Source organism: Stieleria neptunia, assembly GCF_007754155.1.
GTDB lineage: Bacteria > Planctomycetota > Planctomycetia > Pirellulales > Pirellulaceae > Stieleria > Stieleria neptunia.
The window spans coordinates 156825-173263 of sequence record NZ_CP037423.1; the positions used below are offsets into that span (position 1 = coordinate 156825).

The 16439-nt window shown below is 60.0% G+C and carries 10 protein-coding genes; 5 read left to right on the forward strand and 5 right to left on the reverse strand.

Going from position 1 to position 16439, the window contains the following annotated elements; translation table 11 throughout:
- Positions 1–270 precede the first annotated feature (270 nt).
- Together serS and Enr13x_RS00615 are read right to left on the reverse strand one after the other, a co-directional pair.
- Positions 271–1545: a serine--tRNA ligase gene (serS, locus tag Enr13x_RS00610; RefSeq protein ID WP_145384163.1), complete on the reverse strand. Its 1275-nt coding sequence runs from the start codon at positions 1543–1545 to the stop codon at positions 271–273.
- Between the two features lie 163 nt (positions 1546–1708).
- Positions 1709–3079 carry a dipeptidase gene (locus Enr13x_RS00615; RefSeq protein WP_145392033.1) on the reverse strand — a complete coding sequence of 457 codons (1371 nt, stop codon included), beginning with the start codon at positions 3077–3079 and terminating at the stop codon, positions 1709–1711.
- A 209-nt stretch (positions 3080–3288) separates the two neighbouring features.
- Here Enr13x_RS00615 and Enr13x_RS00620 point away from each other — a divergent pair, with 209 nt between their 5' ends.
- Complete coding sequence (locus Enr13x_RS00620; protein WP_145384164.1) at positions 3289–3624, forward strand: ATP-dependent Clp protease adaptor ClpS; 336 nt, start codon at positions 3289–3291, stop codon at positions 3622–3624.
- Between the two features lie 3 nt (positions 3625–3627).
- Positions 3628–4932: a tRNA (N(6)-L-threonylcarbamoyladenosine(37)-C(2))-methylthiotransferase MtaB gene (gene mtaB / locus Enr13x_RS00625; protein ID WP_145384165.1), complete on the forward strand. Its 1305-nt coding sequence runs from the start codon at positions 3628–3630 to the stop codon at positions 4930–4932.
- 108 nt (positions 4933–5040) lie between these two features.
- On the opposite strand, the gene speA is transcribed toward mtaB, so the two are convergent.
- The 3 genes from speA to accD form a co-directional block, all read right to left on the reverse strand.
- Positions 5041–7089, reverse strand: coding sequence for a biosynthetic arginine decarboxylase (gene speA, locus Enr13x_RS00630; RefSeq protein ID WP_145384166.1), 2049 nt, complete (start codon positions 7087–7089; stop codon positions 5041–5043).
- Positions 7090–7183: 94 nt separating this feature from the next.
- The gene (locus Enr13x_RS00635; protein ID WP_145384167.1) at positions 7184–8110 is read right to left on the reverse strand and encodes a serine/threonine protein kinase; all 927 of its coding nucleotides are present in this window, start codon (positions 8108–8110) and stop codon (positions 7184–7186) included.
- 7 nt (positions 8111–8117) lie between these two features.
- A complete protein-coding gene (gene accD, locus Enr13x_RS00640; RefSeq protein ID WP_231744021.1) occupies positions 8118–8954 on the reverse strand; it encodes an acetyl-CoA carboxylase, carboxyltransferase subunit beta in 837 nt (278 codons plus the stop codon).
- A 465-nt stretch (positions 8955–9419) separates the two neighbouring features.
- On the opposite strand from accD, the gene Enr13x_RS00645 reads away from it, so the two are divergent.
- The 3 genes from Enr13x_RS00645 to Enr13x_RS00655 all read left to right on the forward strand — a co-directional run bounded on the left by Enr13x_RS00645 (position 9420) and on the right by Enr13x_RS00655 (position 16369).
- A complete protein-coding gene (locus Enr13x_RS00645) occupies positions 9420–11744 on the forward strand; it encodes an FAD-dependent oxidoreductase (protein WP_231744022.1) in 2325 nt (774 codons plus the stop codon).
- 342 nt (positions 11745–12086) lie between these two features.
- Positions 12087–14807, forward strand: coding sequence for a DEAD/DEAH box helicase (locus Enr13x_RS00650; RefSeq protein ID WP_145384170.1), 2721 nt, complete (start codon positions 12087–12089; stop codon positions 14805–14807).
- A 224-nt stretch (positions 14808–15031) separates the two neighbouring features.
- Positions 15032–16369: a glycosyltransferase gene (locus Enr13x_RS00655; RefSeq protein ID WP_145384171.1), complete on the forward strand. Its 1338-nt coding sequence runs from the start codon at positions 15032–15034 to the stop codon at positions 16367–16369.
- Positions 16370–16439 lie beyond the last annotated feature (70 nt).

Sequence of the window (16439 nt, forward strand, 5' to 3'; positions counted from 1 at the left end):
GCGCGAGCCCTCGGGTCTTTCAACGTGCTTCCAAGCTGAAACCGGACGGCTCGCGGTCTGTCGTTTTTGTGAGCCGCGACGCGTAAGCGGCCGGGCATTGCGACGCCCGCCCGAGGCCTGACGGCCAGCGGCTCACCATTGACTCAGCAGATCCCGACTCAATCGACAGCCCGCTCGCGCCGTTCCGCTAACCCCTTCAACAGCAAAGGTAATCGCATGGGGTGCATCCCAGGCGTCTCGATTCGATCGAATCAGAACCAAGCGTTTTGTTTACCCGATCACGTCGCAACCCATCCAGGGTTGCAGGACCTTGGGAACTGCGATGCTGCCGTCGGCGCGTTGATGGTTTTCGATCACCGCGATCATCGCGCGTCCGGTGGCGACGGCGGTGCCGTTGAGGGTGTGCAGGAACTTGGTGCCCTTCTCTCCGGTCACCTTGTAACGCGTGTTCAATCGACGCGCCTGATAGTCGGTGCAGTTGCTGGTGCTGGTCACCTCGCCCCACTCGCCGGCGTCGCCTCGTCCCGGCATCCAGGCTTCCAGATCATACTTGCGATAAGCCGGACCACCCAGATCGCCGCTGGCGGTATCGACGACCCGGTAGGGGACTTCCAAGGCATCGAACAATTCACACTCCAGCGCCCGCATCTCTTCATGCATCGCATCGCTTTGCTCGGGCAAGGCGAAGGCGAACATTTCGACTTTGGTGAATTGATGCACGCGGTACAGGCCCTTGGACGCGCGACCGGCCGCTCCGGCTTCGGTACGGAAACAGTGACTGAGCCCGCATAACTTGATCGGCAACTCGGTGTCGGTCAGCGTTTGATCAGCCATCATGCCGCCGAGTGTGATCTCTGCGGTGGCGACCAGGTTCAATTCCGTGTTCTCGATGCTGTAAATTTGGGTCTCGGGGCCGCGCGGGTTGAACCCGGTTCCCTGCAGCACGCTGGTCAGCGCCAGGTCGGGCGTGGACACCGGCGTGAAACCGCGATCGGAAAGGAAGGCGATGGCGAACTGTTGCAGCGCCAGGTCCAAGCGGACCGCGGCATTTCGTAGAAAGTAGAACCCCGCACCGGCGACCCGTGCTCCGCCTTCGAAATCGAACAGGTCGTGTTTTTCACCGAGCTGGAGATGGTCCAGCGGTTGGAAATCGAACTCCGGTTTCGGCGTCGCGCCCCGCGACAATTCTTTGGCATCGTCTTCGCCACCGGTCGGCGCGTCGGGGTGGGTCAGGTTGGGGATCAGCGTTTGGATCGCCAGGATCTGGTCTTCCAACTCGTCGCATTGTTTTTGGGCGGCATCCTTTTGTTCTCGCAGCTCGCGGCCCTTGGCGATCAGTTCTTGTCGCTGGGCGTTATCGGATGCCTTGGGAATCTGCTTGCTGACTTCGTTGGCTTGGCGGTTGAGGTCTTGGGCGAGTTGCAGTTGAGTGACCCGCTGGGCGTCCAGTTCGACGATGCGATCGACATCACAGGGCACGCCGCGTCGCTCACAGTTCTCGCGGACCAGTTCGACGTTTTGGAGGATGAATTTCCGGTCAAGCATGATGAGTTGAGGTAGGTGGGGAAAAGTGAATTCGAAAGTGTTGTCGTCGTCTCAGTGGCGGGTGAATGTTGATCGAGGCTGAAAATCATTCGATGACGCCTGATCGACCCTCCCCTCGCTTCGCTCGACCCTCCCTGCCAGGGAGGGTTGCTTCATTGGAAGCCTATCCCACTTGTTTGGCGATTTCATTCCAGAGTCGGGCGGAGGCTTGGATGCCGCGATGGTAATCCTGGACACGAAATTTTTCATTGGGGCTATGGGTGTTGTCGTCGGAAAGTCCCCAGCCGAGCAACAGACAATCGCAGCCCAAAGCTTCTTGGAACCGCGTGACGATCGGAATCGAGCCGCCTTCGCGGATGAACACCGGTTTGGTGCCGAAGGCGGCATCAATGGCAAGTTCGGCGGCTTTGGCAAACGGCGTGTCGATGTTGGCCAGCATGCCCGGAGCCCCGTGATCGGTTTCCAATTCCCACGTCACTCCGGGCGGAGTGTTGGCGCTGAAGTGGTCATTCAACTGGCCGGTCAATTCCTTGGGATCTTGGTCGGCGACCAACCGAAAACTGATTTTCGCGGACGCTTTGGCGGGGATGATCGTCTTGACGCCTTCGCCTTGATGGCCCGAGGTCAGCCCGTTGATGTCGAACGTCGGTCGTGCCCAGCGTCGCTCGTCGGTCGTGTAGCCTTGTTCGCCGAACAGTTGCTTGACCCCGACACTTTCGGCAAACGCTGCATCGGATTGCGGAAGCTCACGCCATTGCCGCCGCTCCTGGTCGGTCAGCGGTTGAACGCGATCGTAGTAGCCGGGGATTTGGATCACGCCGTTTTCGTCGACCATGGAGGACAGCATCTTGCACAGCGCGATGGCGGGGTTCATCACCGCACCGCCGAACGATCCGCTGTGCAGATCTTGGCCGGGGCCGTCGACGGTCAATTCGTAGGTGGCGATGCCCCGCAACCCGTAGGTGATCGCCGGCTGTCCGTCGGCGTACTGGCTGCTGTCGCTGATGACGACGCAATCACAGGCCAGTTTGTCGGCCAGATCCGGCAGCATCCGTTCCAGGTTTTCGCTGCCGACTTCCTCTTCGCCTTCGATCAGAAACTTGATCTGCAGCGGCAACGCGTGACCGGCTGACAGCCAGCGACAAACGCTTTGGATGTGTGTCAGAACCTGCCCCTTGTCGTCGGTCGCGCCGCGGGCAAATAGATTTCCCTCGCGAACGGTCGGCTCGAACGGGCCGCTGATCCAGTCCTCCAGCGGCTCGGCGGGCTGGACGTCGTAGTGCCCATAGACCAGCACCACCGGTGCTCCCTCGACCGGTGCGGTCTGGGCAACCACCATCGGATGCCCCGCGGTCGCGATGGTCTCCACCGACAGCCCGGCGCGTTGCAATTTTCCGCTGACCCAATCACACGCCGCGCGGACTTCCCCCAGCCGCCGGCTGTCGCTACTGATGCTGGGGATCCTTAACCACTCCATAAGGTCGTCTAAAAGCGCCTTGCGGTCCGAATCCAGGGATTCAATCAATTGGTCCAGTGACGCGTCGTCGAGCGGCCCGGTGGCCGCATTTTCACGGGATGGAGACACGGGAACGACTCAGTGATTGTGGGGGAAAATCGGGAAAAAGCATCAAAATCGGGTCTGCCTTCGGTTCTGCAGCCGCGCTACAATAGGGGCCGTGTAATCGTAGCAACAGAGGGCGTGACCGTTCGCCCAGCGTTCACACGACGGAGCAGTTTTCGAAAATGTCAGACAAGCAAGTCGCGGTTGCCGATCCGGCGGTCGAACAAGAGCAACAAACCAAACCCAAGAAACAGCCTCGCTACAACGTCGTCCTCTGGGATGACTCCGATCACAGCTACCAATACGTCGTGATGATGATGCGAAAACTGTTTCGCCACCCGGTCGAAAAAGGTTTCCAAATCGCGACCCAAGTCGACAGCCACGGCAAAGCCGTTTGCCTGACCACCACCATGGAACACGCCGAATTGAAACGCGACCAGATTCACGCCTACGGCAAAGATGATTTGATCCCGCGTTGCAAAGGCAGCATGAGCGCGACCATCGAACCGGCCGGCTGAAGCATGTCGGCAAAGTTACGCGTCACCACGCTCGGTTGCAAAGTCAACCAATACGAAACCGAACTCGTCCGACAGGGGTTGCAGCGCGTCGGGTTTGAAGACTGCGCCCAGGGAGACCGGGCGGACGTTTGCATCGTCAACACCTGCACGGTGACCAATCAAGGTGACGTCAAGAGCCGCCAAGTGATACGCCGCATGGCCCGGGAAAATCCCGATGCCCGGATCGTCGTGATGGGCTGTTACGCGACGCGGGCGCCCGAGGAAGTCGCCAAGCTGCCCGGGGTGGCCGAAGTCGTCACCGACAAACGGGAACTGCCCGATCTGATGTCGCGGTTCGGCGTCGTCGACGTTCCCACCGGGCTGGACGGATTTTCCGGCCGGCACCGTGCCTACGTCAAAGTGCAAGACGGTTGTTTGCTTCGCTGCAGCTACTGCATCATCCCCCACGTGCGACCCAAACTGACTTCGCGGCCGCTCGAACACATCGTCGACGAGGTCCGCCGGTTGACCGACGCGGGACATCGCGAAGTCGTTCTGACCGGGATTCACCTGGGGCACTACGGTGTCGATTGGAATCGCAACAAACCGCGCGAGGACTGGACGCGGCTGTCGGATCTGGTTCGACAACTCTGCCAACTGCCCGGCGATTTCCGGATCCGGCTGTCCAGCATCGAAGCGACCGAGGTGACGCGCAGCCTGATCGGTGTGATGACCGAGTATCCCGATCGCTTGGTCCCCCACGTGCATCTGTGCCTGCAATCGGGCAGCGACTCGGTGCTGCGTCGGATGCGTCGACGCTGGGGCACGCGGATGTTTTTGGACCGTTGCCGGATGCTCAACGAGGCGCTCAACAAACCGGCGATCACGACCGACATCATCGTCGGATTTCCCGGTGAAACCGAAGCCGAATTCCGGCAGACGCTGGCAACCTGTCGCGCCGCCGGATTCTCCAAAATCCACGCCTTTCCTTTCAGCGCTCGCCGCGGCACACCCGCCGCCGAGATGCCGGACCAATTGCCCGGCGATTTGAAAAACCAGCGTGTTCACCAACTCGCCGAACTCGAGTCCGAACTTCGCCGCGACTACTTTGCCAGCCTGGTCGGTGAATCCGTTCAAGTGCTGGTCGAATCCGATCGCGCCCTGGTCAGGCTGGACGGCAGCGAAAGTGAATCGCGGTTGTTACGCGGGACGACCTGCCGCTACGCGCCGGCCGAATGGGTCAGTGAAGATCCCCGCATCACGACCGGGGACTTGGTGGCCGCCGAAGTCAGCCACGCCGACGCGGAGCGGGTGCTCGTTTCTCTGTAGGTCACGCTGTGCGTGACGTAAGGCATGCACTGTAGGTCACGCTGTGCGTGACGCAAGGCATGCACTGTAGGTCACGCTGTGCGTGACGCCAGGCATGCACCGCATGCCCTACGTCGTCGAATCCTGTCGCTGCAACGTCGACGGCTGGTCCTCTTGCGTGTCGACGAAATCCACCGGGACTTCGAAGTCTTCCATCGGGGCACCCTTGCTGGTCGGTTCCAGGTAGGTGTATCCGGCGAGGGCTTTTTCGAAGGCGGCAACGATTCGGCCGGCTTGTTGGTGATCGATCCGCTCGTCCGAGATCGCGTCTTCGACCGACTGGCCGATGCGATCAAGCAGTTCGCGGTCGTCGTATTGAACGTAGCTGAGCACTTCCGAGACGGTGTCGCCCTTGACGATCGAACGGATCTTCACCGCCGATCCCTCGCACTCGACATGCACCGCGTGGGTGTCGCCGAACAGGTTGTGCAAGTCGCCGAGGATTTCTTGATAGGCGCCCACCATGAAGACCGCCAATTGATACGATTTGCCGTCTTCGGGCACGTGCAGTCGCAGGGTGTCACAGCAATCTTGCTCGGACACGAACGAATCCACTTTGCCGTCGCTGTCGCAGGTGATGTCGCCCAGCACCGCGTGACGCGTCGGGCGTTCACCCAGCCGATGGATCGGCATGATCGGGAACAACTGGTCGATCGCCCAGGCATCGGGCATGGATTGAAATAGCGAGAAATTGACGAAGTAAATGTCCGACAGCATCCGATCGAGATGTTCCAATTCGGCCGGCACGTTGCCTTCGGCCTCGGCCAACTCGCGGACACGATGGCACAACGCGAAGTACAGATTCTCCGCCGCGACACGCTGTTCCAGCGGCAGGTACCCGCCGCTAAACAGGTTCATGCAGATGTCCAACGTCAGCTGCGCATCATGGAACTTTTCCATCATGTTGTCGGCGGTCAGATTGGTGTAGGCATCCCATAGATCACGCACCGGTTGTTCGTAATCGTCCGGAGGTCCCGCCGAATCGTTTTCCGCAGGCTGTTGCGACGCGGCCCAGGGCGGCAGATCTGCGTTGCCCTGTTTGGTCACGCCCAGGGTTTCCATCACCAGGATGCTGTGGTGGGCGGCAACCGCGCGGCCGCTTTCGGAAATCAGTTGCGGGTGGGGCACGCCGGCTTCATTGCAAACGCTTTGTACGTGGTAGACGACGTCGTTGGCGTATTCTTGAATCGTGTAGTTCATACTCGATTGGCTGTCGGTCTGGGTGCCGTCGTAATCGACGCCCAATCCGCCGCCGACGTCCAGATACCCCATCGCGGCACCGCGGCGTTGCAGGTCGACGTAGATCTGGGCCGCTTCCAGGATCGCCGACTTCAGCTGACGGATGTTTCCGATCTGGCTGCCGACGTGAAAATGCAACAGTTGAAAACAGTCCTCAAATCCCAGCTCGATCATGCGGTCCAACGATGCCAGGACCTCCGCGACGGTCAGCCCAAATTTGCTGCGGTAGCCGCCGCTGGCCTGCCAGCGACCGCTGCCACGGGTGGCCAGTTTGACCCGCATCCCGATCGTCGGGCGGACGCCCACGGCCGAGGCGACGCGGAAGATCAGGTCCAGTTCGCTGGCTTTTTCGACCACGGGAAAAACGGTCCGCCCGAGCCGCTGGGCCATCATCGCCAAGCGGATGTACTCTTCGTCTTTGAAGCCGTTGCAAACGATCGGGACCGAGGCGTCGCTCATCGCGATCGCGGCGAGCAATTCGGGCTTGCTGCCCGCTTCGACTCCGAAACCCAATGCGGCACCTTCGGCGACGATTTGTTGGACGACTTCGCGCTGTTGGTTGACCTTGATCGGGAACACACAGCGATAGCGGTTTTGGTAGCCGTTTTCTTCGATCGCCTGGGCAAAGCAATCGTGCAGATGATGCAATCGGTCGCGGAGGATGCCGTTGAAGCGGAGCAGAATGGGCAGGCTGAGGCCGCGTTCGCCGAGCTGGTCGACGAGCGCCTTTAGATCGATTGACGTATGTTCATCACGCGAAGGCGAGACGACCACCGTGCCTTGCTCGGAGATACTGAAATATCCGTCTCCCCAGCGATCGACACCGTATTCTGCCACCGAATCTTGGACCGTCCAGCGATCCTGACGAGCTTGCTTCAATGCTTGATTGCCTCAAACGAATGTCTCGATCGGTCGACCGAGACGTGAGTGGAAAGGTTTCAACCACAGAGCGTAGTAGAGTCGGGCGGGTCTGTCAGCCCAGCTGGGGACTTGGCGCCCCATCTTTGTACGCACTTTCCACCTTCGCGATCCGCTGAATGAAGTGCTCGATGGTCGGCGTCCGCTCCTCGACTTTGGGTTGCATCAATTGCATCACGCCGCGTGCCAGGGAGGGGTCGACGTTGGGGCAGACGTCGGCCAGCGGTTTGGGGGGCGAGGTGTCGTGATGCAGGGCGGCCCGCCCACTGACAACATCCCCCTGCCAGGGATGGCAGAAAGCGATCAAGCAGTAGAACGTGACGCCCAGGGAGAACAGATCGACGCGTTTATCGGTCGGCCGTCGCCGCACGATTTCGGGCGACATGTACAGCGGCGTCCCGGTGCGGTTGCCGGGCACCATGAACGGCGGAGTGGCCGGCAGCGTCAGTCCGAAATCGATCAGTTTGACGTCCGTCGACTCCGGCAGCAGGATGAAGTTTCGCGGGCAGATGTCACGGTGGATGTAGCCCTGGTTGTGCACATACTTGAGCGCTTCACACATCGAACGGATCAGCATCAATCGTTTGCCGGCGACATGATGTTCCTGCTTTTGAACGATGATGTTTTGCATGCTTGGCCCGGCGACGAACTCCATGATCAGGATCGGGTCGCCCTTGGTCGAAACGCCGATTTCGTAGGTTTCGACGACGTTGGGGTGATGCATTTTCAGGGCGATTTCGCCCTCGGACGGTTTTTTCAGGTGGCGAAACCGGCTTTCGAACAATTCCACCTTCTCCGGGTCCAGGATTTTGATCCCGACCAATCGGCCGCCATGCGCGTGGTCCTTGGCGACGACAAATTTCGCCATCGTGCCGGTGAACGCAGTCCGTTCCAGCGTGAAGCGTTTCTGAATGTCGATCCGCCCGCCGCTGCTGCCACCGCTGCCGCCGAGCATCGATTTGACGGAATCAAAAATCCCCATGGATGACCTACTTTCCGCAATAGTCGATCGCGCGGGCGATTTCAGTTTTCAGGTGTTTGCGATGAACGATTCGATCGATGTAGCCATGCTCGAGTAAAAACTCACTGGTCTGGAAACCTTCGGGCAATTCGATTCCGATGGTCGCCTTGATGGTTCGCGGGCCGGCGAACCCGATCAGGGCTTTGGGTTCGGCAAACACCAGGTCTCCCAGGGAGGCGAAACTGGCGGCGACACCGCCCATCGTGGGGTTGGTCAGCACGCTGATGAACAAGCCTCCCGCTTTGTCATAGCGGGCCAGTGCGGCGCTGACCTTGGCCATTTGCATCAGCGATAAAATACCTTCGTGCATCCGTGCCCCCCCACCGCTGGCGCTGATGATGATCAGCGGCAAGTCTTGCGTGGTCGCATGTTCGATCAACCGCGCCAAACGTTCACCCACGACCGATCCCATGCTGCCCATGATGAATGCGCTGTCGGTCACGGCCAGCGCGACACGGCGGGCGCGAATCATTCCGGTTCCGGTGATCGCGGCGTCGGACAAACCCGTTCGCTTCTGTTCCCCGACCAGCCGTTCGGCGTAGCGCCGGCGGTCAGAAAACTCCAGCGGATCGGTCGGTTGCAGGTGCTCGTTCATCGCCTCGAACGTGCCGTCGTCGACGACCTGGACGATGCGATCGGCGGCCGACACATAAAAGTGGTGGTCGCACTTGGGGCAGACGTTGAGTCGCTGTTCGACTTCTTTTTTGTAGACGCTGGTCCCACAACCGGGACACTTCAACCACAAGCCTTCGGGAACGCCCCGTTTCTTGGGTGGCTCCTGAGGGAGATCGCTAGGTTCGGGCATGGTAGAATGAGGCTGAGATTCGAGGGTGTCCATGCGAAAGAATCGAAGCGTTTCGGGTGATCGGCTTGCACTGGAATGATGTACCGCGCAGGCTGTTCGTCGGCCTGCCCGGCCACGTAGTTTAGCTGATGACGCCGTTTTTCTCAGCCCCTAATTGAAATCCGACATTGCGTTCGGGCAGGCTGCCCTGGGGCGGTACGATTTCTCAGGGCGAGCGAAACGCTGAAATCTGCGAGAATGGATGTCCAAATTGGGCGTTTGCTCCACGATCGGAGTACTCTGCCCGAGTCACGTTCCCCCACCGCGGTGAAGCATTTTTTCCTCTGTTTCTTTCGGTTTTAGCGGCACGGCGCAAGCCCTCCGGTTCGTCATCGTTGCCCAAACACCGGAGGGCTCGCGCCCTGCCGCTAAAATATGCTTTACAGCGTTACCCTTTCTCCCTCCTGCTGGTTCGAAATCACAACCATGATTGGCAATCTCTCTGAATCACGATTCCGGGGCTTCCTGGCACCGTTGGCCGTGCTGGCGGCGGTTTGCACGCCGCACTTCGTGTTGAATTCGGCCCCCGCGGCCGAGATCTTTGTCGAAACCGAGAGTTTTGACGATCTCGGCGGCTGGAAATTGGACACCCAGTTCATCCAGCAGATGGGATCTCCCTACCTGCTCGCCCACGGACTGGGCACGCCGGTCGACGACGCCGTGACGCAGATCGACGTGAAACAACCGGGGGCCTATCGCGTCTGGGTCCGCACCTTCGATTGGGTGGCTCGCTGGGACGCCGCCGGGCAGCCGGGCAAATTCCAAATTCAGATCGGCGGCCAGACGCTCGGTGAAACCTTCGGCACCGAGGGGGCGACGTGGGGCTGGCAAGACGGCGGAACGATCGAATTGGCGGAAGGGAAAACGCAACTGCGGCTGAAAGACTTGACCGGATTCGACGGCCGCTGCGACTGCCTCTATCTGACGACGCAGCTGGACGGCGATCCTCCGCCACCGGCCGATTCGGTCTTGTCGGATTGGCGACGGAAACAATTGGGGCTGCCCGACGAGCCGCTCGAACGGGGGCCTTATGACTTGGTGGTCGTCGGTGGCGGTTACGCCGGCATGGGCTCGGCGCTCAGCGCCGCACGGATGGGCTGCCGCGTCGCTTTGATCCAAGACCGTGGCGTCTTGGGCGGTAACGGATCCAGCGAAGTACGTGTCTGGGCGATGGGCAACATCCGTCGCGGCAAGTTCCCGCGGATCGGCGAGATCATCGAAGAATTCGCCGACAACGCGACCAAGTCACCGGGCCGCTACGAAGAGTTCGGCGATGATCTGAAAGAACGCACCGTCCGTGCCGAGCCCCAGATCGACTTGTGGCTCAACCACCACGCGTTCGATGCCGTCGTCCAAGACAATCACATCGTTTCGGTCGATGCGCTCAACACCAAAACCGGCGCGGTCGTTCGCATGCTCGGGGACCGCTTCGTCGACTGCACGGGCCACGGTTGGTTGGGGCAATTCGTCGGTGCCGATAGCGACATGGCGCCCGACGGCCGAATGGGCATGAGCAACATGTGGCGTTGGGATGAAACCGATTCGCCGCAGTCATTCCCCGAAACCCCGTGGGCGCTGGATTTGGAAATGCAAGACTTTCCCTATCCCCGCGACCACCACGGCCAGTGGTTCTGGGAAAGCGGTTTTGACAAGGACGCGATCGGTGACGCCGAAGGCATCCGGGACTGGAATCTGCGCGCCGTGTATGGCGCGTTCAACGCCATGAAGAACCGTGACGGCGCCGCCGATCACAAGACCGCCATCCTCAGCTGGGTGGCCTACGTCGGCGGGCCACGCGAGAGCAATCGGTTGCTCGGTGACGTCGTCCTGACCCAGGATGACATCGTCGCCAAACGTGACTTCCCCGACGGCTGTGTCCCCAGTACGTGGTCGATCGACCTCCACTACCCCAAGGAACAATACGCCAAAAAATACCCCGACAACCCGTTCATCAGCATCGCCGTTCATGACCGCCGCGTCGATCGATCGTACGGCTACCCCGTCCCGTATCGTTGTTTCTACAGCCGAAACATCGACAACCTGTTCATGGCCGGACGAAACGTCAGCGTCACTCACGAAGCCCTCGGCACCGTCCGCGTGATGAAGACCTGTGGCATGATGGGCGAAGTCGTCGGCAAAGCGGCGTCGATCTGCGCGCTCCGCGATTGCACGCCACGCGAGGTCTACCAAGACCACCTCGATGAGCTGCTGGAATTGTTGGAATTGCCCGGCAAGGCACGCCGCAGCACACCCTCGGCCCCGATCACGATCGACGCAGGGGCGCTCCCACGGGCATCCAAATTCGGCCCGATGACCGGCCAGGATCCGGCGTCCTTGGATGGCATCGTGATCGACGACCGCGAGGCAGAGCTGAAAGGGAAATGGACCAGCGGCGGCGGTCGAAACGATCGCTATGTCGCCTACAGCTACAAGTACGCCGGCCCGGGATCGGGGGCCCAAGCCATCTACACCGTCAAGGCTCCCCAAAGCGGCCGCTTTCAAATCCGGGTCGGTTGCGCCCCGGCCGATGAGCGTTTCAACAACCGCGCCACCGCTGCACCGGTTGAGATCCGGATCGGTGATCGTGTGGTCCGCGAGAACGTGAACTACCGGGGTACCGAGGACCGCCAGTTCGCGGCGGTCGCGACCATCGACGTCGAAAAAGACGATGAGATCAACGTCGTGATCTTGACCGAACAAGCCGATGGACTGGTGCACCTGGATGCCGTCCAGATGCTTCCAGTGGAGTGAGGTGCCGACTCTTGTTCCCGGGCTCTGCCTGGGAACAAACGGTCTCGGAGGCTCCGCCTCCCGGGTTCGCCGTCGGGGGTGGCAAGCAAGATGCTTACCCCACTCTTGTTCGCCGGCTGCGCCGTCGAGGGTGGCAAGCAAGATGCTTGCCCCACTCTTGTTCGCCGGCTGCGCCGTCGAGGGTGGCAAGCAAGATGCTTACCCCACTCTTGTTCGCCGGCTGCGCCGTTGGGGGTGGCAAGCAGGATGCTTACCCCACTTTCGAACTTGCCAGCCTAATCCGATCCCGTTCTAATTCCCGTGCTGCGTCAATCGACCACGGAACCAAAGGACGGAAGGCAGATGAGTCAAACGAAGACCCGCTCGGCACCAACGGGTGTCCGCCGCAAACCAGGCAACGTCTTCCACCAACGACTCGGGTCGTTGACGTTTTCCCAGGCCTGTCAATTGCTCGGTGACGAAGGCGCCACCCTGATCCGCCAGGGGGCACAGTATCTTGAACTCAACCACGACGATGTTTTTCTGGGTGGGGATCTGTTCCGCGTCCGATTCTCGGATCCCGAAGTCGACAACGGGGTGGCGATCGCAACGATCACGCTGCAATCGGGTCGCCGTCGGCAATTGCTGGTCAACTGCAACCAGTGCGAGACCCCCTGTCTTCACGTCGGCGCCGCACTGGACCATCTGTTGCAATCCAAAAGCGATCTCGGGCTGGCCCAACCGCCCGACGAATCGGTTCCATTGGAGCACCTGACGCCGGAGGAGCTGAATCAGCGAGCGATCGCCGACCGGGTCAAACGAGCCGCCGAAGAACGCATGAAAGTGCGGTCCACCAACACCACCAAGCCGTGGACGGATTACCTGGTCACCAGCGAACGATCCGGCAGAACCTATCGCGTCGCACTGCGGGGGTTCGATCCGGGTCAGTCCTATTGCACGTGTCCCGATTTTCGAACCAACAAACTGCAAACATGCAAACATGTCGTGCACGTCCAGACCAAGGTTCAAAAACGTTTCTCCGCCGCCAAGCTGCGTTCGCCTTATCGCCGCAAAAAACTATCGCTCGCCATTTGCTACGGGGAACATCGTGGACTGCTGTTTCACATGCCCGCGAAGGTCGACCCCAAAATGGAAGAGATCGTCGGCGACGCGGACACGACCCCGATCACCGACGCGTCGGACGCGATGACGCGAATTGCGGCGCTGGAAAACGCCGGGCTGGACGTCACGATCTATCCCGATGCCGAAGCGTTCATTCAACGCCAGTTGACGCAACAGCGTGTTCGTCAAGCCTGTGAGTTGATTCGCCGGGAAACCGAGAATCACCCGCTGCGAACCGAACTGCTCGACGCCACCCTGCTGCCCTACCAGCTGGACGGAATCGCGTTCGCCGCCGGCGCCGGACGCGCGATTCTGGCCGATGACATGGGACTGGGCAAAACCATTCAAGGCATCGGCGTCGCCGAACTGTTGTCCCAACTGGCCGACATCAAACGCGTGCTGATCGTTTCCCCGGCCTCACTCAAGACGCAGTGGCGAAACGAAATCCGACGCTTCAGTGACCGGTCGACGCAAATCGTGCTGGGCACCGGCGCCGAACGCTACGAGCAATATCGCAGCGACGCGTTCTTCACGATCTGCAACTACGAACAAGTCCTCCGCGACTTGACCGCGATCGAAGAGGTGCCCTGGGATCTGATCATTTTGGACGAAGGTCAACGGATCAAGAATTGGGAATCAAAAACCAGCAACGTGATCCGACAATTGGAAAGCCCGTTCCGATTGGTGCTGTCGGGGACGCCACTGGAGAACCGTCTCGGGGACCTGTTCACCGTCACGCGGTTCGTGGACGAAGATCGCTTGGGACCGGCGTACGAATTTTTTCACAAACATCACGTGGTCGATGAACGCGGCAAGACGCTGGGCTACCACCGATTGGACCAACTGCGCGAGTCACTCAAACCGATCCTGCTCCGCCGCACCCGCAGCGAGGTCGCCAAACAGCTTCCCGAACGGATCGACGAAGTGATCCGCATCGAACCGACGGCCGAACAAAAAGAGATCAACGATTCCCACCTCGCCATCGTGGCCCAAATCGTCCACAAAAAGTTCATGACCGAGATGGACTTGCTGCGGATGCAAAAATCGTTGCTGATGGCGCGGATGTCCTGTGACAGCACGTATCTGATCGACCAAGAGGAAACCGAGTACAGCAGCAAACTGGAACGATTGACCGAACTGCTCGACGGCTTGATCGAAGACCCGACGCGAAAGATCGTGTTGTTCAGCGAATGGCGACGCATGTTGGACCGCATCGAACGGCGGTTGGACACGATGGGTTGCGACTACGTCCGCCTGGACGGCCAAGTGCCGCAAAAGAAACGCGGCGAATTGGTGTCGCGTTTCCAGAGCGATCCGCAGTGCCGCGTGATTTGTATGACCAACGCCGGGTCGACGGGATTGAACCTGCAAGCGGCCAACACGGTCATCAACGTCGATCTGCCCTGGAACCCTGCCGTTCTGGAGCAGCGCATCGCACGTGCCTATCGGATGGGACAAAAGAACCCCGTCCATATTTACAAGTTGGTCACCGTCGGCGACACGATCGAAGAGCGATTGCTGGAGACGCTGGCGTCCAAGCAGGAACTCGCCGATGCATCGATCGATATGGACAGCGACGTGTCCGAGGTCGCGATGGTCAGCGGGATGGAAGACCTGCGACGCCGACTGGAAGTCATCTTGGACCCCTTGCCCGCGGCGCCGGTGGATGAAAGCCAACAGCGGCGGGTCGAGGCCGAGGCTCAGGCCTTGCAAGCCAAACGAGAAAAAGTCGCCGCCGCGACCAGCGGCCTGATCACCGCCGCACTCTCGTTGGCCGGCGAACTGATCCCATCGGTTGGCGACAAAGCACCCAGCGATGAAACGGTCGACACCCTGACCGATCGTTTGTCACAGTGTGTCGACAAAGATGAACAGGGACGGCCACAATTGACGATCACACTGCCGGACACCGATGCCCTCCGTGGGCTCGCCACGACGCTGGCAAAATTGCTCGATTCGTAACAATCGTCATGCTTGTTCCCTGACAGGTCCTTACAACGGGGGTGAACCGGTGTGCCGTTCTCCGGCCCCGCTAATCTCTACGATCCGTTCATCCCGACCGCGATAGTTTGCCAAACCCGACCAGCTGAATCCACCGGCAGACCACTGATCGTTTGCCGTCGTCACGGCGATTGAAGTGAAAAGAGTCCGACGCTCTTTTCAGCTTCGTTTTCCGGTGGGATCTAGTGATTGTCAGTCATTTCAACAGCTTTCTTCGTGGCGGAGCTGCCACGGCTGCGCGACAATTGCACGCCGCGCTCCGCAACCGCGGAATCAAAAGCCGGTTTCAATACTTGGCCGGTCAGTCCTTCACCGATTCGCAGCGTGCCGAAATTGACACGGACGATTTCTACAGCACGCAATGGGCACGCCAAGGGACACTGGAAAACGCCCTCGACCGCGTCCGGTTTCGAGTGCATCGACAGTCATGGAAGCGCGCCACACGTGGCGCCAAAGATGGACCCGAAATCTTTACTTCCCCGCACGGTCAGCCGTACACCCCCTGGCCGCCACTGGATCACCCCGCCGCAGATGGCCAAACCCGGTCGCACCTCATCCATCTGCACTGGATCTCCAAGTTCATCGACTTTCCCAGTTTCTTCGGATCGCTGGACCCGGGCCAACCCGTGGTCTGGACGCTCCACGACATGAACGCGCTGACCGGTGGTTGCCACTTCTCCGGCGGCTGCCAACGGTTTCGCGTCGGGTGTGGAAACTGCCCCCAAGTCAAACGATCGGGGCAAACCGATGTCAGTTTTCGTTCGTTTGAAACCAAACGCCGCGCCTTGCAAAAGATCAATCTACACATCGTCGCGCCGAGCCGTTGGTTGTTGGGGTTGGCACAATCCAGTCCGTTGTTGGACCAAGCGAAATCGTTCACCCGAATTCCCTATGGTATGCCGACTGACAAACTCTATCCGATGCAGAAACAATTTGCCCGTGAAGCCCTCGGCATTGAGTCCGACGCGTTCATCATCGGCTTTGGTGCGATGAATTTGGCCAGCCGCCGAAAGGGCGCGACCGAATTGCTCGCGGCTTTGGAACGTGTGGGATCCGATCGCAACGTCCGCGGCTTGGTGTTTGGCAGCGGCACACTCTCCGATGCGACCAAAACGTTGCCGGAGATGATTCAGATTGGCAACGTTCAAGACGATCGCACGCGCCGCTTGGTGTACAGCGCGGCCGATGTTTTTGTCCTACCATCGACCGAAGACAATCTTCCGTTGACCGGGCTGGAGGCGATGGCGTGCGGTACTCCCGTGATCGGATTCGATGCCGGTGGCATTCCCGACTATGTGATTCCGGGCAAAACAGGACTGCTCGCCGACAACGGTGACGCCGCCCAACTCGCCCGACGCTTGCAGACCGCGATCGCCAACCCGGATGCCATGCAAGCGATGGGAGCCCAAGCCAGGGATCTGATCATGGATCAGTTTCAATCGGATACCCAAGCGCAATGCTACATGGAACTGTATCGAAACCTGATCGGGGCCGACAACCAAACACAGCGCCGCGCCGCCTAGTGCTTCGTCAACTTTTATTCTTAGGGTACCGCGGAAAAGGGGTCAGGTACCAAAAATGCGAAGCACCCTG

What these genes read in the sequence shown, in the direction of transcription:
- serS (WP_145384163.1), bottom strand. Translation starts at nt 1,545, where the DNA reads ATGCTTGACCGGAAATTCATCCTCCAAAACGTCGAACTGGTCCGCGAG.
- Enr13x_RS00620 (WP_145384164.1), top strand. Translation starts at nt 3,289, where the DNA reads ATGTCAGACAAGCAAGTCGCGGTTGCCGATCCGGCGGTCGAACAAGAG.
- mtaB (WP_145384165.1), top strand. Translation starts at nt 3,628, where the DNA reads ATGTCGGCAAAGTTACGCGTCACCACGCTCGGTTGCAAAGTCAACCAA.
- Enr13x_RS00635 (WP_145384167.1), bottom strand. Translation starts at nt 8,110, where the DNA reads ATGGGGATTTTTGATTCCGTCAAATCGATGCTCGGCGGCAGCGGTGGC.
- accD (WP_231744021.1), bottom strand. Translation starts at nt 8,954, where the DNA reads ATGCCCGAACCTAGCGATCTCCCTCAGGAGCCACCCAAGAAACGGGGC.
- Enr13x_RS00645 (WP_231744022.1), top strand. Translation starts at nt 9,420, where the DNA reads ATGATTGGCAATCTCTCTGAATCACGATTCCGGGGCTTCCTGGCACCG.
- Enr13x_RS00650 (WP_145384170.1), top strand. Translation starts at nt 12,087, where the DNA reads ATGAGTCAAACGAAGACCCGCTCGGCACCAACGGGTGTCCGCCGCAAA.